Annotated in this window: 18 protein-coding genes; 12 read left to right on the top strand and 6 right to left on the bottom strand. The window is 42.2% G+C overall.

Features of this window, described 5'->3' with window-relative positions; genetic code table 11:
• Positions 1-18: 18 nt before the first annotated feature.
• Positions 19-1,170, top strand: coding sequence for a beta-ketoacyl-ACP synthase (locus FD724_RS20465; RefSeq protein WP_179073899.1), 1,152 nt, complete (start codon positions 19-21; stop codon positions 1,168-1,170).
• 138 nt (positions 1,171-1,308) lie between these two features.
• Positions 1,309-2,598 (top strand): Glu/Leu/Phe/Val dehydrogenase, encoded by a 1,290-nt coding sequence (locus FD724_RS20470; RefSeq protein WP_179073900.1) that lies wholly within the window; start codon positions 1,309-1,311, stop codon positions 2,596-2,598.
• Between the two features lie 174 nt (positions 2,599-2,772).
• Here FD724_RS20470 and FD724_RS20475 read toward each other — a convergent pair whose 3' ends face one another.
• Both FD724_RS20475 and FD724_RS20480 read right to left on the bottom strand, forming a co-directional pair.
• Positions 2,773-3,891, bottom strand: coding sequence for a Gfo/Idh/MocA family protein (locus FD724_RS20475; protein WP_179073901.1), 1,119 nt, complete (start codon positions 3,889-3,891; stop codon positions 2,773-2,775).
• Positions 3,892-3,989: 98 nt separating this feature from the next.
• On the bottom strand, positions 3,990-4,478 hold the full coding sequence (locus FD724_RS20480) for a hemerythrin domain-containing protein (protein ID WP_179073902.1): 489 nt from the start codon (positions 4,476-4,478) through the stop codon (positions 3,990-3,992).
• 177 nt (positions 4,479-4,655) lie between these two features.
• Between FD724_RS20480 and FD724_RS20485 the strand changes: the two genes are divergently transcribed.
• The 7 genes from FD724_RS20485 (at position 4,656) to minE (ending at position 10,362) form a co-directional block, all read left to right on the top strand.
• Positions 4,656-4,823 (top strand): hypothetical protein, encoded by a 168-nt coding sequence (locus FD724_RS20485; RefSeq protein ID WP_159402526.1) that lies wholly within the window; start codon positions 4,656-4,658, stop codon positions 4,821-4,823.
• 62 nt (positions 4,824-4,885) lie between these two features.
• Positions 4,886-5,401 carry a DUF29 domain-containing protein gene (locus FD724_RS20490; protein ID WP_179073903.1) on the top strand — a complete coding sequence of 172 codons (516 nt, stop codon included), beginning with the start codon at positions 4,886-4,888 and terminating at the stop codon, positions 5,399-5,401.
• Positions 5,402-5,441: 40 nt separating this feature from the next.
• On the top strand, positions 5,442-6,104 hold the full coding sequence (locus FD724_RS20495; protein ID WP_012410006.1) for a hypothetical protein: 663 nt from the start codon (positions 5,442-5,444) through the stop codon (positions 6,102-6,104).
• Between the two features lie 176 nt (positions 6,105-6,280).
• Complete coding sequence (locus FD724_RS20500) at positions 6,281-7,603, top strand: four-carbon acid sugar kinase family protein (RefSeq protein WP_179073904.1); 1,323 nt, start codon at positions 6,281-6,283, stop codon at positions 7,601-7,603.
• A 251-nt stretch (positions 7,604-7,854) separates the two neighbouring features.
• On the top strand, positions 7,855-8,943 hold the full coding sequence (gene minC, locus FD724_RS20505) for a septum site-determining protein MinC (RefSeq protein ID WP_179073905.1): 1,089 nt from the start codon (positions 7,855-7,857) through the stop codon (positions 8,941-8,943).
• 285 nt (positions 8,944-9,228) lie between these two features.
• The gene (gene minD, locus FD724_RS20510) at positions 9,229-10,035 is read left to right on the top strand and encodes a septum site-determining protein MinD (protein WP_012410009.1); all 807 of its coding nucleotides are present in this window, start codon (positions 9,229-9,231) and stop codon (positions 10,033-10,035) included.
• A 36-nt stretch (positions 10,036-10,071) separates the two neighbouring features.
• Entirely contained in the window at positions 10,072-10,362 is a 291-nt protein-coding gene (gene minE, locus FD724_RS20515) for a cell division topological specificity factor MinE (protein WP_012410010.1), read from the top strand.
• A gap of 195 nt (positions 10,363-10,557) precedes the next feature.
• On the opposite strand, the gene FD724_RS20520 is transcribed toward minE, so the two are convergent.
• A complete protein-coding gene (locus FD724_RS20520; RefSeq protein ID WP_179073906.1) occupies positions 10,558-11,880 on the bottom strand; it encodes a hypothetical protein in 1,323 nt (440 codons plus the stop codon).
• A gap of 861 nt (positions 11,881-12,741) precedes the next feature.
• On the opposite strand from FD724_RS20520, the gene fmt reads away from it, so the two are divergent.
• A complete protein-coding gene (gene fmt / locus FD724_RS20525) occupies positions 12,742-13,743 on the top strand; it encodes a methionyl-tRNA formyltransferase (protein ID WP_179073907.1) in 1,002 nt (333 codons plus the stop codon).
• 46 nt (positions 13,744-13,789) lie between these two features.
• Here fmt and FD724_RS20530 read toward each other — a convergent pair whose 3' ends face one another.
• Together FD724_RS20530 and FD724_RS20535 are read right to left on the bottom strand one after the other, a co-directional pair.
• Positions 13,790-14,155 (bottom strand): DUF6464 family protein, encoded by a 366-nt coding sequence (locus FD724_RS20530; RefSeq protein ID WP_179073908.1) that lies wholly within the window; start codon positions 14,153-14,155, stop codon positions 13,790-13,792.
• A gap of 106 nt (positions 14,156-14,261) precedes the next feature.
• Complete coding sequence (locus FD724_RS20535) at positions 14,262-15,773, bottom strand: FAD-dependent oxidoreductase (RefSeq protein WP_179073909.1); 1,512 nt, start codon at positions 15,771-15,773, stop codon at positions 14,262-14,264.
• Between the two features lie 181 nt (positions 15,774-15,954).
• Here FD724_RS20535 and FD724_RS20540 point away from each other — a divergent pair, with 181 nt between their 5' ends.
• Positions 15,955-16,857: a class I SAM-dependent methyltransferase gene (locus FD724_RS20540; protein ID WP_179073910.1), complete on the top strand. Its 903-nt coding sequence runs from the start codon at positions 15,955-15,957 to the stop codon at positions 16,855-16,857.
• 247 nt (positions 16,858-17,104) lie between these two features.
• On the opposite strand, the gene FD724_RS20545 is transcribed toward FD724_RS20540, so the two are convergent.
• On the bottom strand, positions 17,105-18,202 hold the full coding sequence (locus FD724_RS20545) for a calcium-binding protein (protein WP_179073911.1): 1,098 nt from the start codon (positions 18,200-18,202) through the stop codon (positions 17,105-17,107).
• A 428-nt stretch (positions 18,203-18,630) separates the two neighbouring features.
• On the opposite strand from FD724_RS20545, the gene modB reads away from it, so the two are divergent.
• On the top strand, positions 18,631-20,454 hold the full coding sequence (modB, locus tag FD724_RS20550; RefSeq protein WP_179073912.1) for a molybdate ABC transporter permease subunit: 1,824 nt from the start codon (positions 18,631-18,633) through the stop codon (positions 20,452-20,454).
• Positions 20,455-20,561: the final 107 nt, after the last annotated feature.

Consider the following 20,561-nt stretch of genomic DNA (forward strand, 5'->3'; position numbering starts at 1 on the left):
ATCCCCCCAAATTGCAAATTGATTAAGGTTTGTGTCACTGGTATTGGTCTTGTTTCCGCCTTGGGTGGAAGCTTAGAGGATAGCTGGCAAAATCTGATAGCAGGTAAATCTGGAATTAAGTTACATCAACCATTTCCAGAACTTAAACCACTTCCTCTAGGTTTGATTGCTCAACAACCATCTGAGTTGGCAATGTTAACTCAAATGGTTGTTACTTCTGCTTTGCGAGATGCTGGGTTAGTTGCACCTTTAGCTGACTGTGCTGTCGTCATTGGATCGAGTCGCTCTTATCAAGCATCTTGGGAGATGTTGGCGCGGCAAATGTATAAAGATGCGGAAAATTTGCCCGTTTCTGATTTTGGAAATTGGTTAGAGATATTACCTCATATCAATGCGATCGCAGCTGCAAGGCAAATCGGTGCAACAGGAATAGTTTTAGCACCGATGGCAGCTTGTGCAACTGGAATTTGGTCTATCGCCCAAGCAGCTTTACTTATACAAACTGGGCAATGCCAACAGGCGATCGCTGGCGCAGTGGAAGCGCCGATTACACCCCTAACTTTAGCTGGGTTTCAGCAGATGGGTGCTTTGGCGAAAACTGGGGCTTATCCCTTTGATTTGCAGCGAGAAGGCTTAGTTTTGGGCGAAGGCGCAGCTGTGTTTGTCTTGGAATCCGCAGAGTTGGCAAAGCAGCGTCAAGCAAAAGTGTATGGTGAAATTCTCGGTTTCGGCTTAACTAACGACGCATATCATAGTAATTCACCGGAACCTGAAGGGAAAAGTGCGATCGCAGCTATCAAACAATGTCTAGAACGTAGTTGTCTATCACCAAGCGATATTGATTACATTCATGCTCATGGTACAGCAACCCAGCTAAATGACCAGATGGAGAGTATGGTAATCCAGCGTTTGTTTCCCCAAGGTGTGGCAGTTAGTTCCACCAAAGGAAGCACAGGTCATACATTAGGAGCTTCGGGAGCATTAGGCGTAGCTTTCTCTCTCATGGCATTAAAGCATCAAATATTACCGCCTTGTGTAGGATTGCAGCAGCCAGAATTTGATTTAGAAATCGTTACAGCAGCGCGTTTAAGTAAAATTAGTCAGGTTTTATGTTTGAGTTTTGGCTTTGGTGGACAGAATGTAGCGATCGCGTTAGCTAAGTCCCCATAGTACTTTGTACCTACAGCATAATATAAAATATAAAACTGTAACAAAAACTACAAAATTCCTATTTTTCTCAAAAAAAGGATAAGCTAGTTACAGAATGATATCCGGTTCGTAAAGATACCGTGATTAGGAGAAAATTTTATGATTTCAAAATCACTACTACCGCTAGAACCTGCTTCTCCAGCGCATATATGCCCATTTGATCAAGCCTGTAGTTACTTAGAAGCGGCAGCTAAAGAATTAAATTTAAATCAAGGTTTGCTGGAAATCCTCAGCCACCCGCGTAAGGTTGTCACAGTTTCCATTCCCGTGAAACTAGATGACGGGGAAATACAGGTTCTCGCTGGACACCGAGTACAGCACTGCGATGTCTTAGGCCCTTACAAAGGCGGAATTCGTTATCATCCGGCTGTGACATTGCGCGAAGTATCGGCTTTGGCAATGCTGATGACCTGGAAATGTGCATTGTTAGGTATTCCTTATGGTGGTGGTAAGGGTGGCATTGCCATAGATCCAAAACGCTACAGTGTTGGCGAATTAGAGCGAATCAGCCGCCGTTATATCAGCGAGTTAATTAAAGATATTGGGCCTTCTGTAGATATTCCTGCGCCAGATATGGGGACTTCAGCCCGTGAGATGGCTTGGATGATGGACACTTACTCTGTGAATGTCGGTAATGCTGTACCAGGGGTTGTGACTGGGAAACCGCTTTCCATTGGTGGTTCATTGGGACGCGAAATGGCAACCGGACGTGGCGTGATGATTACTGTGCGTGAGGCGCTGGCAGATCAAGGTAAATCCTTGGCAGGAGTGCGAGTAGCAATTCAAGGTTTTGGTAATGTAGGTGGTGCTGCTGCTGAATTACTATATGAAGCAGGCGCGAAAATTATCGCTGTTTCAACTGGTGCTGGGGGAATATTTTCCGAAGTTGGTCTTGATATTCCCGCGTTGAAAATCTACGCTGCTGAAAACCGCAAGAGTATTGTAGGTTTCCCGCAATCTGTACCAATTAGCAATGCAGATTTATTAGCTTTACCCTGTGATGTCTTAATACCAGCAGCTTTAGAAAACCAGATCACTGAAGAAAATGTGAATCAGGTGCAAGCGCAAATTGTCGCAGAAGCAGCTAATGGGCCACTTACTCTTGAGGCTAGCTTGTCTTTAGAGGAACGGGGTGTGATTGTACTACCAGACATCTTAGCGAATGCCGGCGGTGTGGTAGTCAGTTATTTGGAGTGGGTGCAGGGTCTTTCTTACGTATTTTGGGATGAAGAGCGAGTTAACCGCGAAATGGAGCATTTGATGGTGCAAGCCTACCGCAAGGTGATTCAGCAATCTAAGAAGCGGCAAATTTCTTTAAGATTAGCAGCTTACACTTTAGGGGTGGGTAGAGTTGCCCAGGCCCTGACTGACAGAGGTCTTTATCCTTAATATTTAGGAAGATACAATATTTTGAATTGAATAGACCAGATGTGTAGGGGTGCAAGATTATATTGTGCCCCTATAATTACATGGCGAGCGATCGCTGCAATCTTCGATTCAAGATATACAGTTAGGAGCATACAGCTAGCTTTACACTCCTAACTGTATATCTGTTATTACTTACTACTCGCCAGAAGGGGAAGCAGCGTGAATTAAATCTGGCTTCTTCTCAGCAGGAGGAAGTTCAATAGTTTGAGTCGATGTGGGACGTTGATGGCGAGCGCGAGTTTGGATCTGCACAGGTTTACCCATCTCAATTGACTGATAAAGTGCTTGAATGATCGAAACATCAATCAACCCTTCTGTCCCAGATGGCTCAGGGTCTTTATCTTGGAGAATACAATCAGAGAAGTAGGTAAATTCAGCTGCTAGTTGGTCATGATCCTCAAAGGTACGCTCTTGAGTTTCACCATTAATTGTCAAATAATGCTTGATTTCCCCCTGCCAAGGATAGGCAGGTTCTACTCGTAAATCTCCTTTAGTAGCTACAACCTGATAGGTTGAAACATTTGCCCCTCCAAAACTACAGGTAAATGTTGCCAATCGCTCGTTGGGAAAACGCAAAGTAACACTAGTCATTTCTTCCACTTCGCTGAAACGTTGTTCTCCCTTATTGGCAGCTACAGCAAATACTTCAATTGGTTCGTCTTGAAATAGATAACGTACAGCATTAATGCAGTAAATGCCTATATCATAAAGCGTGCCACCACCAGTTACATCTCGTAAACGAATATTGCCTTCTTCTACTTGTTGACTAAAAACCGAGTTGAAAATACGTGGTTCACCAATTTGCTTCGAGCGGATAATTTCGACTGCTTGTAAATTGGCTTCTTCTAAATGTAAGCGATAGGCAATCATCAGCTTGACATTATTATCATTGGCAGCTTTAATCATTGCCTCACACTCTTGTTCTGTCACTGCCATTGGCTTTTCACACAATACATGAATTGCCTGATTAGCAGCCCGCACAGTGTAGTCACAATGCAAGTGATTAGGTAATGCAATATAAACTGCATCAATCTCGCCGCTTGCCAAACAGTCCTCATACTCTTCATAGGAGTAAGTATGCTCTATTCCATACTTTTTGCTCAGTTCTTCGCTTTTAGTGGGGTCATCTGAAACGAGTGCCACTAATTCTGAGTTTTCGGCGTGACCAAAGGAAGGCAAGGCGGCTTCTTGGGCAAACCAACCTAAACCAACAACCGCATAACGAATTTTGCGCTTACCATTTGTAGCAGTCATTTTTCTCCTCTCTGATAAAGGAATATTTTGTTTAATGAACCAATTACGTTGGAATTAGGGCTAATTGTTTATACAAGTACTGAGAAGAAATTAGGTTCCTACATTGCTAATGCAGCTTCTACATTTGACACCAACTTATCTTTAGTTTCCTGAAACTCCTGTCCCAATTCAGTTAGCTCTTTATCACTCATACATTCGCGCACAGCATTAAAAATTTCGCTTTCTTCTTCTTCTGCATGATGCTCAAATGTTTCCTTCAATTCGCTCATTTTTTCTTTAAACTCAGGATCGGTAGGGTTAAGCGCCTTAATCTCTTCTAAAATAAATGAAACTTCTTCATGCTCTTCTTCAGCTTCTTCAACATATTGTTCAGTTTCTTCGTATTCTCGCAAAGCTGGGTAGAAGACTAATTCTTCAGCTCTTGCATGTAATATCACCGCTATATAGATTTGATTGAATTGTTCAACTAATTTTGCACCCTTAGCTTTTTCTACTTCTTCAAAAAGCTTCTCAACTTGACGATGCTCTGCTTCAATTAATGCCAAAATGTCTGTTACTTTTCCTTTATTGGCTTTAGTTTTAGGCATTTTCTTTTCCCTTCGTAATTATCAATTTTTAGGGCTGAGAATTTGGAGGTTGATGAATGGGATCTTGTATATTCTCAATAAATTGATAAATTAAAACCTCATTCTTTCAGTAAGCTTTAGTTTAGACTTAAGGAATATTTCCGCTATTGCACCGTAACTGGAATTCATAACCTCAGCATGATGGATACTGAGTATGTAGCGTTAGCAGCCCAAGAATACGGCTCAATCGTCAACCATACGACCTGTGAACGTCCCAAAGGTGGCTATGGCAGTAAGATGATGAGTGCGATGCGGGTGAATGGGAAATGTCAGCTTTGCCTAATGGACAAGTGCAAGTCACACTGAGTTGGCGTTTACCCTCAGTCGATCTGGCTAAATTAAAAAAATAGTAGGAGTTCGGCTAGTCTATGGTAAAACCAATAATCCAATCAGCAACTCAAACCTTATACGACGAAGATTATTATCTGTGGCTGAGGACAACTATAAATCAACTTCGCACTGGACAGTTTTCTTCTGTTGATTTGGAGAATTTGTTAGAAGAGTTAGAAAGTATTGGTAGAAGGGAGAAGCGAACAATTGAAAACTTATTAATTAAGCTTCTTCAACATCTACTAAAACTCAAGTGTTGGGATGAAGAACGAGAACGTAATCAAGGACATTGGAAAGGAGAAATCAGGACTTTTCGTAGAGAAATTAAAAAAGCTCTGAAAGATAGTCCTAGTTTGAAACCTTACATTTTAGAAATATTTGATGAATGTTATCAAGATGCAAGAACAGAAGCAAGCGATGCCTACGGCGGTAAACTACGCTCTCAACTTACCATTGACATATTTCCTACTGTACCCATTGGCTCTTTAGAACAAATCTTAGATGAAAACTGGTTTCCTGAATATAACCACAATCATTACGGTAAACCCGATTAAAATGAATACGCAACTTGGGTTTCCATAGGAGTATGCAGCCGTGCAGCCGGACTTAATAGGCTTGGAAATTAGTAAGGGGGAACTAAGACGTTTGACTGGATTCGATCCAGAAGACGTTTTTCGACCTTCTGTTCTGCGAGATGGCAAAAAGCGATTAGGGTTTTTTATCAATGAAATGTTGGTGACGCTGGCGCTAACGCCCATAATTGTGGGTTTTGTTTATGCGTTTATTATTCTGCCAACTATTGGTTCTTCGATTCGACTAGGAATTCTTTTACTAATTTTAGTGCCAATGCCGATATTAGTGGGGCGATGGCTATGGCGACAATTGACCTGTCCTGAAGGACTAACAATACTTTTAGACGAAGTTGATAAATATCATGACCTGGTTGCTGCCATCGATATTAATGACCAATTGGCAGCATCAGGAAACGTAGAAAGCAGTATCCATGACCGAGATAAAGTCACCGCCGCCTTACAACTAATTAGAGAAGATTTAGTCCGCGCTCTGAAAACGGAACGAATTTTGCGAGATAATAAAAAATTGCTTGCTAATAACCAAGAGTTATTTGTGAATAATTTAGCCAGTCTGCAAGCTTTACAAGTTAGTAGTCAAGCAGGCGAATATGCTCAACTGCTAAATCAATCATTGCAAATTGCGATCGATGTGCAAGCAGAAATCAGAAAATTGCACAAAGGCTAAGTGGATGTTTGTCAACCTTGGGCGACTAGAAGTCGCGGCTACACAGACAAAACCTGCCTCCGCAGGTTATAAAACCATTGATTTTGTATTAGTCCACGGAGGTGGACTTTGCTTGTGTAGTAGCGACTTCTAGTCGCCCAATACTTTCCCACAAAACAATCGCCCCGTTGACCTAAATGAGCAACAAACCAAAAATAATTGTCCTAGATGATGACCCTACAGGTTCTCAGACAGTCCACAGCTGCTTGCTGCTAATGCACTGGGATGTGGACACTTTACGCAGTGGGTTACAGGACAATTCGCCGATTTTCTTTGTACTGACTAACACTAGATCGCTAACGCCAGAGTCAGCTACATCTGTCACCAAAGAAGTTTGCCAAAATCTGAAAATTGCTTTAAGTGCTGAGGGAATTGACGATTTTTTGATTGTCAGCCGTTCTGATTCTACTTTGCGCGGGCATTATCCTATCGAAACTGATGCGATCGCACAAGAACTCGGCCCCTTTGATGCTCATTTTCTTGTTCCAGCCTTTTTTGAAGGTGGACGCATCACCCGCGACAGCGTGCATTACTTGATGATTGGCGGTGTCCTCACTCCAGTCCATGAAACCGAATTTGCCCGTGATTCAGTCTTCAGCTACCATCACAGTTACTTACCCAAGTATGTTGAAGAAAAGACTCAAGGACGAATTAGTGCTGAAACTGTAGAAAGGTTTCTCCTAGCTGATATTCGCGCTGGTAGTTTAGAACGCTTGTTACAACTGAGTGGTAATCAATGCGCTGTCGTCGATGGTGAAACTCAAGACGATCTCAACCGCTTTGCAGTAGATATATTAGCAGCAGCAAGTCAAGGGAAACGCTTTCTGTTTCGTAGTGGCGCAAGTATTTTAACGGCTTTAGCCGCTTTACCACCCCAACCCATTGCAGCTGAAAACATGGCGCAATACGTGCGTCAAGGCAAACCAGGTGCGGTAATTGTTGGTTCCCATGTGAAAAAGACCACTCAGCAGTTAGAGGCGCTATTGCAAATAGAGGGAACAGTGGGAATTGAAGTAAATGTCGCGCGATTACTTGATGATGCAAATCAATCTGCGGTTCTGCTAACTGAAATCAAAGAAAGTACACAGGCGGCACACGAAGTGGGTAAAACACCAGTAGTTTATACTAGCCGTCAGGAACTGAGCTTTAAAGATGTCAACACCCGATTGGAGTTTGGGACAAAAGTTTCAAGTTTATTGATGGATATTGTGCGGGGTTTACCATCCGATATAGGATTCTTAATCAGCAAGGGTGGCATTACCTCAAACGATGTCTTGAGTACTGGGCTAACCTTAACTTCAGCCCGCTTACTCGGTCAAATTTTAGCTGGTTGTTCAATGGTGTTAACCCCATCCGATCATCCCCAGTTTCCTAATTTGCCTGTGGTGCTGTTTCCAGGTAACGTTGGTGATGCTGATGCCTTGGGGACAGTTTATCAGAGGTTGACTAAACAATCTTGAGTGTTGCGTGAAGATGATGATAATTCCAAACTACTCCCTTTCTGCTAGAAGATATTTTTTTACGTAGATGCGGCTAAGGGAGTACCCGCAAGGTATCGCAATGAACGCAAAGTGAAGATACAAGTAATCTTATGGCGGAAAGGGAGTAATCTATGCTCCGCACTTTCTGGTCTGATCATGTTGTTAGATTTTCCAACTGATCTAATATTGGTAATGATTCGGAGTGTCCCTTGTCTTTTGGCTAGTACTGCATGACTTCTGATTCTGCAATTCCCAATCTAAAGTCAAATTCTGCACTTCCTAATGCAGAATTAAACTCTATCCTTTCGGAGGTAGAGGTAAATCCTACTGTTTCTGATGTAGAGTCAGATCCTATCCCCCCTGATGCGGAGTTAAGATCCGTCCTTCTTTATTTAAAATCAAATACTATCGTTGGGGATGTAGAGTCTAATCCTGCTAACCCAGACTTAGAGTCTAATTCTGCTAACTCAGATGTAGAGCCAAATCCTGCTAACCCAGATGTAGAGCCTAAGACTGATGTCGCATCAGATTTTATCTTGACTGATTCAAATCCCAATGAGTCAGCAATATCAGGGTATCGCGTAAATGATAATACTCAAGTCCAATTAAGAAGTAAGGAGGGACGACTGTTATTAATTTTGCCCCCGGAATCTCAAGTATCTGCCTCAGAACTCAGTTGGTCTGATATTTGGCAACAAATCAGGCAACGTTTGAATGCAGGCGATCGCTTCCGAATAGCAAATACACCCGTACATCTAATGGCACAAGACCGCTTAGTAGATGCCAGGCAACTCCAAGAACTCGCCGAGGCTTTAACTGAAGTCCAACTGCGGCTAATTTCTGTCTCAACGAGTCGCCGACAAACTGCGATCGCAGCCGTCACATCTGGGTATTCTGTAGAACAATTGCAGCCTGTAACTTCCCTGAGTACAGGGTCAGAAGCTACAGCTACACCCCAGGCAGATGCCCTCTATCTAGAAACAACAGTCCGCTCTGGAGTAGAAATTCGTCATCCTGGTACAGTAATTATCTTGGGAGATGTAAACCCAGGTGGTATTGTAATTGCAGATGGAGATATTATCATCTGGGGTCGTTTACGTGGAATTGCTCATGCTGGGGCCGGAGGCAATCGTGAGTGTCTGATAATGGCTTTGCAAATGGAACCTACCCAATTGCGGATCGCAGATGCTGTAGCTAGGGCACCAGAAAAATTACCGACGCAATTTTCTCCAGAAGTGGCACATATTATGCCCCAAGGGATTCGCATCGCTAGGGCTAGTGATTTTTCTAGAAACCAATTTACTAAGAGCAATCAGTAGCCCTGAATATTTACTTAAAAGATGAAGAATATGAAGGATGAAATATAGCGGTTTTCATGTAGATGGAATACACTACTCTAATGCCTTTCCCCTAGCAAAGTGTATTTAACACGACTGAGCAAAGACGCGGATCGGCTTGTCATAAGACATCGCAATAAAAAAATATTCATCCTCGCCCGAATCAGGGAGACCAGATATTTCTTCATACTTGATACGAGACTTCATACTTTATACTGCAATTTACGGTTTTATATTTCCTGAACCCTCATTGACCGCATTTCTATCATGACTCGCATTATAGTGATTACCTCCGGTAAAGGAGGAGTGGGTAAAACCACAGTTTCAGCAAATCTGGGCATGGCTTTAGCCAAAATGGGTCGTCAAGTTGCCTTGGTTGATGCGGATTTTGGTCTGAGAAATTTGGATTTGCTGCTAGGGCTGGAGAACCGCATTGTCTATACTGCGGTGGAAGTCTTGGCCAGAGAGTGTCGCTTAGAACAAGCCTTGGTGAAAGATAAACGCCAACCCAATCTTGTACTCCTACCGGCAGCCCAAAATCGCTCCAAAGATGCAGTCACACCGGAACAGATGAAATTACTGGTCAATGCCCTAGCGCAAAAGTATCAGTATGTGATCATCGATAGCCCCGCCGGTATTGAAAATGGGTTTAAAAATGCGATCGGCCCTGCCAAAGAAGCGCTAGTTGTCAGCACGCCAGAAATTTCCTCAGTTCGTGATGCCGATCGGGTAGTGGGGTTACTTGAAGCACAAGGTATCAAGCGTGTTCATTTAATAATTAACCGCATCAGACCCGCAATGGTGCAGGCAAATGATATGATGTCAGTGCAAGATGTTCAGGAACTTCTCGCCATTCCCCTGATCGGGGTAATCCCTGACGACGAGCGTGTTATTGTATCTACCAATCGCGGCGAACCCTTAGTGTTAGCGGAAAATCCCTCTTTAGCCGCCACAGCCTTTGAGAACATTGCTCGTAGATTAGAAGGGGAAAGTGTCGAATTTCTGGAGATCGACTCATCCCAAGACAGCATCTTCGCCCGTCTACGAAGGTTGTTGTGGACAAAGATTGTTTAACTTACTTTTCTAGTCTCCGCGCCAGACCTATTCGTAATGATTGAACTTCTAGAAAAACTTTTTTCTCGCGGCCCTGATAGCAGTCGAACTCAAGTTAAACGTCGGCTGCAATTGGTGATTGCTCACGATCGCGCTGATTTAGATCCTCAAACGTTGGAAAAAATGCGGAAAGAAATCCTAGATGTAGTCTGTCGCTATGTCGAAATTGAGACAGAGGGCTTGGAGTTCTCCTTAGAAAGCAACCAACGAACCACAGCTTTAATTGCTAATTTGCCCATCCGCCGGGTGAAAGGAGCCATACCTGAATGGGAAAGGGGTGATAAATAAGTTTTAATAGTTTTAGTCTTAAATATTTTTATTGCAATTGCAACGAGTTGTCCCAAGTTTTAGATGAAATAAACTCCTATATTGACATATTTGGGTGGGTGTCAATATAGGAGTTTTGAGTATAGAAAGTACCCAATAAAAATCTCCCGTTGTCCATCGGTGAAGATAACGGGAGTAGATAAATTATTTTATAAACTATCGGTAAGCCACTTGTGGCCCTGCCCAAATCTCTGTAACCTTTTTACCAAAAGTAATCGGCTGATCTTCGTCTGTTGTGGGTACAGTCTTGCCATCATTAGCAACTTGCATTAGTGGCCAGTTTTCATCACCCAATTCACCTGCACGGAATAGTACATGATCCGGTTGCTTTTTACTCCAACCTAACAAGACGGCAATTTTCTCATGCTCATCTTGCTCATTAGCAGGAGCAACTATATTAGCATGATTTTTTTGCCGATCCCAAATCACTGCACTATCAGTAGAATCGCCTGTGTTAAATATCCCTTCAAACTTGCGTGCTAAAAAGCGATCGCCTTTTTCCGACCAGCTAACCGGAACTAATACCCCAATTTGACCGTTTGGATTAACCTCTTCTGACGAAGCACCCTTTAGAGCTTTTACTTTTAATAAAGGATCGCTAACTGGAGTAGTTGAAGCCATTACCCACAACTTCTTCGTGTGCATATCTTGGACAAACAGAACGCTGGTAACACGGCTGTTGTACATTTCGGGTTTTACTTCTAGTTGCACCCGACTATAAACAGCATATTTACCATCTGGAGAAACCACGGGTACGCTACGGTAGTGACGAACTCCAGAACCACCGTTGGAACCAATTGCTTCTTGAGTCGCTGTAATCCATTTCCAAGGAATAGGATGAGGACTACCTATGGGATCTATTTGTTCAGCTTGGGACTCATCACGTGGTTCAGAAACAGGTATTTCTGTTGTTGTAATTGGTTGTGACTCTCTAAGAGTTGGCGCTATTTGAGTTGCTGTCAATGATTTAGTAAAAGACTTTTCTCTAGAGAGAGATTTTTCTTGTCCTTTCAAAGACTTGATATTAGCAGCTTTGAGTTTTTGTACTAGATTAAGCTGACTAACAGGAACATCTGTTAATGGTGCAAGTTCAACTGCTGCCAAAGTATCAGGAACAGTTAAATCGTTGTTTAACCCATAACTATCTGCTTGAGCAAAAGACTCAATTTTATCTGATGGTAATACTTGCGGTTCCTGGACAGCAGGACTTTGTGTGGGTACAGAGTCAAATTTTTCTGTTAAAGAATAGATTTGATCTGTTTTCGATATTTCAGCTATCTCAGGTTCCCCAACTACAGCTATTTCCTTTGATACAGAGTCAGAATCTCCAGCCTTCGAAGTTAGTTTAGCTACTTCGGATTTTGCAGGGAACGAGTGAGCCGATGCCCCTAGCAAGGGTGCGATCAGTATCACAACGACAACGTAATTGAGAAATGGTTGCGCGCGGAACCATCCTGACAGCAAAAGGGGTTTAAGCATTTGTAGACTCTCTAGAGGGGCGGTTGCTATGTGAGAAGCAATACCTATGCAGCAATGGGGCAGGCAGTAATTATATGTATAACAAGAAACTAAAAACTTTGACGAGATTTTTCCTTCAAAGTTTGCTGAGTTTTACAAAAATTAAGTATCATTGTCTACACCTTTTCTTACTCAGGTACTGAATGTTTTTTTGCAAAAGTATGCGAGTATAGTAAATACGCTGAGAACTCAGTAATTACTACACGATCTATAGTCCTGCTGTTGATATACCTGACAATACCAAAAGAGATATTAGTCAAGGCGTATTCAAGTTATAGTTGAGGCGATAACGCTGGCAACAAAAAATGATATAACTTAAGCTATTGGGGATCGTACTAGTTGTAGCTAGTACACAATCAACAAGTCAGGTTACACACTAAATATAACAGCGCAAACCCTCATAATGGTAAAGTTGAGGTGTTATGTGAAAAGCTGGGAAAGCAGACGCATAATAAATCATACTCAGAAAATACTGCTGTCAGCAACCCAAATTTATAAATTGCAATCTCAACTACAAAATAGCTAGAAGAAGCAATAGTTTTTTACAAACCCAACTGCCTTTAATGCCAATTCGGGGTAAACGTTCGGGAACACAACAAAACTAACTTGGTAGATGCTCTAGCGGCTCGTGACGAGACACCACTAAACGATGAGGGTTTCCTAAAGGCAATGCAGCTTATACTAGCTGTTACACTTGTCAAGTTAACTATGTAAGTTAATCAAACAGCCTTTTGGTTTCACTCGATACGAAAATATTGTACCACCAAACAGCCGATATTATTTACCATTAACTAATGACTTACGATTAACAAATAATTATTAATGAAAATTGTATTTTTTGGTACACCACAGTTTGCTGTACCCACGTTGGAAAAGTTATTGAATCATTCAAAATTTGATGTGTTGGCAGTTGTCACTCAACCAGATAAACGCCGGGAACGGGGAAATAAACTTACTCCTTCACCTGTAAAGGCGATCGCCACTGCCCACAGCTTAGCAGTATGGCAGCCAGAAAAAGTAAAAAAAGATACTGATACTTTAACCAAGCTCAAAGAATTAGACGCAGATGTGTTTGTTGTTGTCGCTTATGGACAGATTTTATCGTCAAAAATCTTAAAGATGCCAAAGTTAGGCTGTATTAATGTGCATGGCTCGATTTTACCTAAATATCGGGGTGCAGCGCCGATTCAGTGGTGTTTGTATAATGGTGAGAAGGAAACGGGGATCACAACCATGTTAATGGATGTGGGGATGGATACCGGGCCAATGCTAGAAATAGCCACTACACCGATTGGATTACTGGATAATACTCAAGATTTAGCCGAAAGACTAGCTGCGATCGGTGGGGATTTGTTGGTGGAAACTCTGTTGAAGTTGGAACGCCAGGAAATTAAACCAATACCCCAAGATAATTTGTCAGCTACTTATGCACCTCTGATTCAAAAAGAAGATTATGGTTTGGATTGGTCAAAAAGCGCGATGCAATTACACAATCAAATTAGAGGCTTTTATCCTAACTGCACGGCTACCTTTCGTAACAACTTGTTGAAAATTACCGCTTCGGCTCCCCTTGGTTCTGTAGGCGATCGCATCCCACCAGAACTACAAGAATTAATTTCTAAATTGCCTGATTTGTCAAATGTATCAGACAAACCGGGAGTTGTAGTGAACATTACCAAAGGCATTGGAGCGATCGTCCAAACTGGGGAAGGTTTGTTGCTGTTGCGAGAGGTTCAGCTAGCTGGGAAACGTCCCCAGTCAGGATGGGATTTTGTTAATGGTACCCGCTTAACTGTGGGAGAAGTTTTTGGTGCGGGTAGTTGAGGGAAAATAACTCCTCCTTATACAGACGCGATTAATCGCGTCTCTCTTAGCTCTTAACTTCTAACTTTTCATAAAAGCGGCAAGATTCGCAAGGGCCCTCTGGGTTGACTGCACAGCGAATGAGTTCTGAATGAGCATTGTAAGAGCAGGTAGCATCGCCAACTACCCAGCGTCCACCTACCAAACTTTTTTCAGATGGTCGTTTAGCCGACTGCACGTAAATAGCAATATTATGTAAGCGGTAGCGCCCAGCTTTGAGTTGGTATTTATGGCGGCGTTCTAAAACCGCATAAGTTTTACCTTCAAAATCGAGATAATTTCCAGGTTGGGGTGTCCAATCAAGTTGCACTTTACCGAGTGACTCACGCGGGTGCGTCAGAATCACCTCGGTTTGTAAAGAGTCTGGCTCCATAAGCTTATGTGATTTGATTTACATTAGAAGAATGGTATAGCATAGCTTTCTTTAGCTTACCGAATTTAGATTACAATTAATGACTAACTCTTCGCGCCCCTAAAGATTACGGCAACCAAAAGTCAGGTAAGACAGATTTGCCCAAGTCACGTAGAGTTTGGTTGAGCGATCGCGCCACTTGGATATGTGCTTCATCCTCTTCTACAGCTAAAATCTCGGCTGGCTGACCTTCTCCTAAATAAGACACCACCAAATTCGCCGCCTCTAAACCAGTAACATAAGCCTTTTCTTGTGACCAGGAACCATGACGGTTCACAATCCAATCCCCACTCATAAACACATTCTCAAAACTTGTCTTCGCAGGCAACATATAACGATAGCTACCAGGTGCAAAGTGAGTCACCGCCTGAGATAGGCGAATTACACTGCTATCAACGATCTTTGCCTCCCGAAAGGCAGGTACACAAGTTGCTAAATAACCCTGAACTATTGCTAAAATCTCCTCATCACTCAAACTGAGGAACTGATTCGCATGATAAAAATCAGCTTCAATCACCGTTCCTGGCTCATCTCGATATTCATCATGTAAGGCATTCAAATCAAAAAACGTCCAACCTGTACTTGCGTCGAATCCGAAACAAGCGTTAGAAGGACGGGGAATATCAATTTTGCGGTCAAACCATAGCCGCGTTGCTAAAACATCAATCCCTCCTAAATTGCTCAAATTACGGAATTCTTCATGACTTTGTAAACTAGGGCTAGTTGAGACAATTTTCTTCATCCCCGTGATCCCAACTGCAAAAATCACGGCATCTGCTTCAATTACTTCATCACCACAAACCACACCTTTTGCGCGATGATTACTATCAACAATTAAGTCTGTAACTCGGCGCTTGGGTAGCACTCGCGCCCCAGCTTTTTCAATCTGTTCCACCCAAGGACGAAATATCTTTTCTCCAACAGTTCCCCGACACCAAACTACATCAAAATCAGGTTGATGAGCCAGAATAAAAAAGTAAAGCATTCCTAAAGTTGCTGCGGCCGAACATTGTTCACCAGGGGCAAACAAGCCGACTAATAACATTGGTTCAAAAGCCTCGCGGTAAAGTCGTGCAGAAACATTAAAGTTTTTGAACAATTCCCTAGCAGTTACAAAGTCATAGCGCCGCCAAGCATCATCAGAATTGTCAAAATCAACAACAGCATATAGTAAAGGCAGGGCGCTCAGACGGTCAATTAGTGGCAATCGTTTAAACTGAGTATATAGAAAAGTTCCTAGTGGGGATGGGAGTCGCGGTAAGTCTTGAAAAATCGGTGATTCAACTTCCAAGCCTGCTGGTGAATATTGTGAAGAACGAGTCCAAGTAGTAAAAGGATTAATTTCTAATTGATTAATTAAGGAAAAAATATTTTTGTAAGGATACCAAAAGCCATGAATGCCGGCTTCAACAGATTTTCCGGCGGCTGTTTGCCAACCTGCCACCAATCCACCTGGATAGGGGCCTGCTTCTAGAAGGGTCACATCATAGCCTTGTTTTGCCAAATGGTAGGTTGCTCCTAAACCAGCCCAACCAGCACCTACAACTACCACCCGTTTTTTTTGTGATCCTTCTACCATCCCAGCCTCCGATTGTTGCTGTCCATCAACTAATGTATACGAACTTGTGTTCTGATCGGATGACAGGTTGTTACTATAGCGGTTTTCTTTGGGATGCAGTTCAGTAAAAATGCCTTGCGGTTAATGCTGAGTTAAGAGTATAACAGAAAACAGACTTGACTATTCATGAGGAATAATCCTAATGACTCAATTAGCAAATACAAAATTCAGTTTAAATGACTTTGAATTACGAGATGGCATTTATTTTCCTAGTGACTATGAACAATTGAATAATACTCAACATAAAAAAACATGGGACGCAATTGGTAAAACATATTATGGTTCCCAAAAAATTGAAAAACTTGCAGATACGTCTCCCATCAAACAAGATTACACTTTACTAACTGGTACACCTGGAGGTACTTGGAACAAATTTCCATTGAATAAAACTGTTGGCTCTATTCTAGAGATTGGCTCTGGTTATGGCCGCGCACCTTTACATCTCTCGAAAGCGAAAAATCTAAAATGTGAAAAATATTATGGTATTGATATTTCTGAACCTTTATTGCGGCGGTTAATCAAGGTTAAACAAGAATATAATTTTTTCCCAGAAGCTGAATTTAACTTGATTTGTACTTCTGCTGAAATATTGCCTTTAGAAGATAATTCTATAGATTTGGTAATTTCTAACTGTGTCTTTATGCACATACCAGATGCACAGCTAAGAAGCTTATTAGCTGATATATCTCGTGTGCTAAAACCTGGTGGAATTTTTGTTTTTAATCATTCCTTTCACAACAAGTCTTGCCCTTCTCATATTATCCATAATTTTATCAGAAGGCTGAATCCATTTGTGAGAAATCCAGTTTATCTCAAGCAATATTCTGGTGCTGAAATAAATGAAATGTTAATGACTGCTGGCATCCAAACTAAGTGTCCAGAATACATTGTGGAACCAACGGCAGAATATGCAATTTTGCCGGAAACTATTAAGGGAATTCCAGTACCTTTTGCTAATGCTATTAACAGAAGTCTTAAACCATCAGATGCTTTAAAAGAAACTTTGGCTTATGGTTTTAGTGCCTACAGCACGAAACTGGATTAATTCAGAAACTCTTCTATTGGGTGGAAGTTTGTAGTCAGTAGCCCTAACGGAATCCTATCTGATTTCTGAAAATTAGCGATCGCTAATATCCCCGACTTATTACCAGAAGTTGGGGATCTGACTTTTCACACCATCTAGAAAGCCTCTCTTCTTGTAGTGGAGAAGCTTTGAATTTTCTCCTTTCTTTACGAGGGAAGTGCGCTAGGGGGTTAGATTTGGCGTACATGACGTGAAAAGTCAGATTCACTTAGGCAATAAAGTCTAAAGCGGTAGATACGTTTGTAGTATCTTGCACAACAGCAATTAAATCGCCATTTCTGTAGATGAGGGTATCTAAAGCTGCCGCACCGCTGAAGTTGGTTGTTGTAATACTGTAGCTATTGATACTACTACCAATCCTAATCTTGTCACCTTCCGATCGCTGGAAGTCTGTGATTAAGGCATATCCACTGCCCAAATAATCAATGTTGGTGCTAAAAGATCCATTAAAACCAAGGCTGAATGTATCCGCCCCAGTACCGCCAGTATACCTATCTATTTCGCCGCTACTACCGCCATAGCCACTGAAGAAATCATTGCCTGCACCACCAATGAGTGTGTCATTGCCACCTCCTCCGTAGAGTAGATCGTTACCATCTTCACCACTCAAGTAGTCATTACCTGCGGGAGTACCGCTACCATTGGTGATTTCGTCGCCGAAGAGTACATCACCACCTGTTCCACCATAAAGTGAGTCATTACCAGTTCCACCGATCAGGTTATCGATGCCATCACCACCGTAAATATAATCGTTCCCACCTTTACCTTGAAGGTAATCGTTTCCTCCCAAACCACTTAGTAAATTTGAGTATTCATTTCCTGTAATCTCATTATTGAGGTTGTTGCCAAAGCCATAGTAAGCAGTATTTGCATTCAACAATGTTAAATTCTCCAGGTTTGCCCCTAGAGTGTAGCTAGAATAGGATAGAACCGTATCAGTACCTTCGTTAATATATTCAGTAATCGTGTCAGCCGTATCTCCTGTTGCAGAGATGAGGTAAGTATCATTACCTGTTCCACCAATTAAAAGATCAGTGCCTGCTCCACCCCATATAAAGTCATCGCCTGCTTCACCAAAAATAACATCATTGCCGTTCTCTCCGTAAAGAGTATCTTTGCCAATACGGCCCAGAATGGTGTCGTTACCATTACCGCCAAGAACCAAGTCATCTCCCTCTCCAGCATCGATTATGTCATCTCCGCCTTTGCCATTAATCTGATCGTTGCCTCCATAGCCAAAAATCGAAATATCAGCGGATTCAGTACCGTTTAGATTGTCATTGCCAGAAGTACCGTAGATAGCCATAAAAATATCCTCTTACTATTTTTCTGAGGACTTACGCAAGTGTCATATTTGTTTTGTAAAGGTTCTCCAGAGCAGAGCCTGAGACTTCTGTTGCCTTGGGCTTTGCTCTAGGCTCTACATAACAGAAAATGTATATGCCAGTTGTATCAGTCCTAACATATTCTCCAATATGAATATTTTGTTTTTCGGAATTTTATTGAATATTTTTATGTAATTTCAGTAAGTCGGTGAGAATAACTAAACTACATTAATTAATGTAAAAAGTATTGAAATTATTTCCCAACTAGGATATGTGTAGAAAGCTCTTAAAGGGGGTACACTACGAACCTTTAATTATTTACGCTGACTTACTTACCAACTTTACCAGCATATTTCAATTCAAGTTGGTAAATTAGGGATTAGTTGAGCTAATTCTTCCCTACGCAACTATGCCATTGGATTTATCGCCTCTTTGGATATCACTCAAAACTTCATTACTTGCTACATTTATCACCTTCTTCTTGGGTATTGCTGCTGCTTACTGGATGCTGGGATATGGTGGCAAAGGTAAATCGTTGATTGAGGGTATCTTTATTGCGCCACTGATTTTACCGCCTACAGTTGTCGGTTTTTTGCTGCTGCTATTTTTTGGCAAAAATGGCCCTGTAGGGAAACTTATGGAGTCTTTTGACTTCACCATCGTTTTTACTTGGTATGGTGCTGCGATCGCAGCCACCGTAGTTTCTTTCCCTTTAATGTATAAAACTGCACTGGGAGCATTTGAACAAATAGATGGCAACTTGCTGCGAGTAGCTAGAACCCTTGGTGCAAACGAAACTACAATCTTTTGGCGTATCAGTTTACCCCTAGCACTACCCGGCATTGTCGCCGCCACAATGCTCGCTTTTGCGCGTGCTTTGGGAGAATTCGGCGCAACATTGATGTTAGCTGGTAATATTCCCGGACAAACGCAGACAATCCCAATGGCGATTTATTTTGCTGTGGAAGCGGGAGCAATGAACGAGGCGTGGTTTTGGGCGATCGCAATTATGGTGATTTCTCTATCTGGAATAATTGCAGTCAACTTCTGGCAAGAATTGAGGGAAAAGAAGAAGGCAGGGGGCGGAGGGCAGGTGGTCACTGAGCGTAGCCGAAGTGGAGCAAGGGGAGAAATTTTTTATAGCCCGCAATCTAGCTTTGAATCTGGTGGATTGTTTGTCAATATTGAAAAAATACTTCCTAGCTTTGATTTAAAAGTTGCTTTTACTACTGATGAGCAACCCTTGGGATTATTGGGAGGTTCTGGTGCAGGTAAAAGTATGATTTTGCGCTGCCTTGCGGGGATAGAAACACCCTCTAGTGGACGCATAGTTTTAAATGGCAGAGTTCTGTTCGACTCAGAACAAGGAATTAATCTACCCAGCCGCGATCGCCGCATCGGTTTTTTAGTGCAGAATTACGCGCTATTTCCGCATTTGAGTGTGGCGCAAAATATCGCTTTCGGTTTGCCCAAAAAACTATCTGCTGGAAGTATCCGGGTGCAGGTAGAGGAGCAACTAATAGCGATGCAGTTGCAGGGATTAGGCGATCGCTATCCGCACCAACTTTCTGGAGGCCAACAACAACGGGTAGCCTTGGCAAGAGCATTGGCAAGCCAACCGGAAGCATTGCTTTTAGATGAGCCATTCTCGGCACTTGACACCCATTTACGTAGTCAATTAGAGCAGCAAATGACAGAAACTCTTGCTGACTACCAAGGTGTGACTCTATTTGTCACCCATAATATGGAAGAAGCTTATCGGATTTGTCCGAATCTATTGGTATTGGAGCATGGTAGAGCCGTTCATCATGGCAGCAAATACGATATTTTCCAGCATCCTGCTACCGTTAGTGTCGCTCAACTTACCGGATGTAAAAACTTCTCCCGTGCTGTTCTCCAGTCATCACAACAGATAGAAGCAATTGATTGGGGTTGTACTCTTCAAGTTATTGAACCAGTCACGAGCGAATTATCCCATGTCGGCATTCGTGCCCATCAGTTCATTTTTACCAACGACTCATCACAGGAGAATACCTTTCCCTGCTGGATAGTACGAACAAGTGAAACGCCCCACCGAATGACATTATTTCTCAAACTACATTCTGCTGGTAAGAATTCTCAAGATTACCATCTGCAAGCTGAAGTCTTCAAAGAAAAATGGGTGACTATGAAAGATCAACCGTTTCCTTGGTATGTGCGTTTAGATCCTCTGCGCTTGATTTTGATGGAGTGAACGCAGAAATAGATGGGACATGGCAAATTATTCAAAATCATCTTAACTTCAAGCGCCCAGACCCCAAAGAGTCTGAGCGCTTGAATATTAGGTTGCAGAGAAACTTC

The sequence above is a fragment of the Nostoc sp. C057 genome (assembly GCF_013393925.1).
In the GTDB taxonomy this organism is placed as follows: domain Bacteria; phylum Cyanobacteriota; class Cyanobacteriia; order Cyanobacteriales; family Nostocaceae; genus Nostoc; species Nostoc muscorum_A.

Bases quoted from the DNA above. Each gene is read 5' to 3' on its own strand.
- FD724_RS20470 (WP_179073900.1), top strand. From the start codon at position 1,309: ATGATTTCAAAATCACTACTACCGCTAGAACCTGCTTCTCCAGCGCAT.
- FD724_RS20475 (WP_179073901.1), bottom strand. From the start codon at position 3,891: ATGACTGCTACAAATGGTAAGCGCAAAATTCGTTATGCGGTTGTTGGT.
- FD724_RS20480 (WP_179073902.1), bottom strand. From the start codon at position 4,478: ATGCCTAAAACTAAAGCCAATAAAGGAAAAGTAACAGACATTTTGGCA.
- FD724_RS20485 (WP_159402526.1), top strand. From the start codon at position 4,656: ATGATGGATACTGAGTATGTAGCGTTAGCAGCCCAAGAATACGGCTCA.
- FD724_RS20490 (WP_179073903.1), top strand. From the start codon at position 4,886: ATGGTAAAACCAATAATCCAATCAGCAACTCAAACCTTATACGACGAA.
- FD724_RS20500 (WP_179073904.1), top strand. From the start codon at position 6,281: ATGAGCAACAAACCAAAAATAATTGTCCTAGATGATGACCCTACAGGT.
- minC (WP_179073905.1), top strand. From the start codon at position 7,855: ATGACTTCTGATTCTGCAATTCCCAATCTAAAGTCAAATTCTGCACTT.
- minD (WP_012410009.1), top strand. From the start codon at position 9,229: ATGACTCGCATTATAGTGATTACCTCCGGTAAAGGAGGAGTGGGTAAA.
- minE (WP_012410010.1), top strand. From the start codon at position 10,072: ATGATTGAACTTCTAGAAAAACTTTTTTCTCGCGGCCCTGATAGCAGT.
- FD724_RS20520 (WP_179073906.1), bottom strand. From the start codon at position 11,880: ATGCTTAAACCCCTTTTGCTGTCAGGATGGTTCCGCGCGCAACCATTT.
- fmt (WP_179073907.1), top strand. From the start codon at position 12,742: ATGAAAATTGTATTTTTTGGTACACCACAGTTTGCTGTACCCACGTTG.
- FD724_RS20530 (WP_179073908.1), bottom strand. From the start codon at position 14,155: ATGGAGCCAGACTCTTTACAAACCGAGGTGATTCTGACGCACCCGCGT.
- FD724_RS20535 (WP_179073909.1), bottom strand. From the start codon at position 15,773: ATGGTAGAAGGATCACAAAAAAAACGGGTGGTAGTTGTAGGTGCTGGT.
- FD724_RS20540 (WP_179073910.1), top strand. From the start codon at position 15,955: ATGACTCAATTAGCAAATACAAAATTCAGTTTAAATGACTTTGAATTA.
- FD724_RS20545 (WP_179073911.1), bottom strand. From the start codon at position 18,202: ATGGCTATCTACGGTACTTCTGGCAATGACAATCTAAACGGTACTGAA.
- modB (WP_179073912.1), top strand. From the start codon at position 18,631: ATGCCATTGGATTTATCGCCTCTTTGGATATCACTCAAAACTTCATTA.